Here is a 1,694-nt window from a genome sequence, read left to right as displayed (position 1 = left end):
CTACAACACCCGTGATCTAGTGCCTAGTGATATGGTGCTGGACTTACAGAAGGCCAACATCGTGATTACCAACTACCATGCCTTCAAACTACGGGAGCGGGTGCAGATTGCGTCGGGTACCAAGAAGATGCTGCAAGGGCGCGGCCCCGATCTACAAACCCTGGAAACTGAAGGGCAGATGATTCAACGGGTGATGGCTGGTCTTGGCAAGAATGTGTTGGTGATAAATGATGAGGCCCACCACTGCTATCGAGAAAAGCCGGGGGAGGAGGAAGAGCCTGGCCTGAAGGGCGATGATAAGACTGAGGCGAAAAAAAATAATGAGGCCGCCCGCCTATGGATTTCTGGGCTGGAGGCAGTGCAGCGTAAGCTGGGTGTGCAGCGCGTTTATGATCTATCCGCGACACCCTTTTTTCTCCGAGGGTCTGGCTATGCTGAAGGGACGCTGTTTCCTTGGACGGTGAGCGACTTTTCGTTGATGGATGCGATTGAATGCGGCATTGTCAAGCTGCCTCGGGTGCCGGTCGCGGATAATGTGCCAGGGGGCGATATGCCCAAGTTTCGTGATCTTTGGAAGCACATTGGCAAGAAAATGCCGAAGAAGGGGCGAGGCTCGGCGAAAAACCTAGATCCACTGAGCTTGCACAAGGATCTGCTAATGGCCTTAGATGTCCTCTATGGTCATTATGTGAAAACCTATGACATTTGGCAGGAGCAACAGATTCCGGTTCCTCCAGTATTCATTGTGGTGTGTAACAATACCTCAACCTCCAAGCTGGTCTATGACTATATCTCTGGGTTCTATAAGAAGGATGAGGAGCGCGAAGAAGAGGCCTACAATGCAGGACGCCTGGAGCTATTCCGCAACTACGACGACTTTGGCAATCGTTATTCTCGACCGAGAACCTTGTTAATTGACAGTGAGCAGCTAGAGTCTGGAGATGCGCTAGACAAAAACTTTCGGGATATGGCAGCGGATGAAATTGAACGTTTCCGCTATGAGATTGGTCAGCGGGATGGAGCGGCGGCGGTGGAGGCCCTGACCGATCAAGATTTATTGCGGGAGGTGATGAATACGATTGGTAAGCAAGGCAAGCTGGGGGAATCGATCCGCTGTGTGGTATCGGTGTCGATGTTGACGGAAGGCTGGGATTGCCTTGATGCTGAGACAGAAATTTTAACGCCTAGAGGCTGGGTCGGACGCGGTGATATTTCGATCGGTGAGGACGTATATTCGCTGAATCGAGATACTGAAAACCTGGAAGTTGTGCCTGTTCTTGACTACGGAGAGCGTCCAGTCCGTTCTGATGAATGTATGGTTCGCATCGAGAGCCAGCATCTTAATATTCGGGTTACGGAGGGACATGAATTTCACATCAAGTATCGCAATCCACGGACAGGTGGGCAGCTTAGCGATCGCTTCATCACCAAAACGGGATACCAGCTTTATGAGCGGAAGAGCAGCTATGCCTTACCCCTTGCCGCAGACCCCATTGATCCATTCCCTGGATTACCCTTGAGTGATGATGAGATTCGTTTCATTGCTTGGTTTATGACAGATGGAGGGTTTTCGGGCTACCGTTTAGCGATTGCACAGTCGAAAGCGTATCATCACGACATTAGAGGTTTGTTAGTCCGTCTTGGGCTGGATTATACAGAACAAATGATTGAGCCTAGCCAAGGAAGTTTTACCA

General features: G+C 50.6%; 1 protein-coding gene. It reads left to right on the top strand.

Annotation, left to right across the window (positions count from 1 at the left end; genetic code table 11):
• Positions 1–31: 31 nt before the first annotated feature.
• A partial coding sequence (locus V6D20_10330; GenBank protein HEY9816177.1) for a hypothetical protein occupies positions 32–1,694 on the top strand: 1,663 nt, incomplete at its 3' end.

It is taken from the genome of Candidatus Obscuribacterales bacterium, assembly GCA_036703605.1.
In the GTDB taxonomy this organism is placed as follows: Bacteria; Cyanobacteriota; Cyanobacteriia; order RECH01; family RECH01; genus RECH01.
This window is presented reverse-complemented; position numbering and strand designations above follow the sequence as displayed.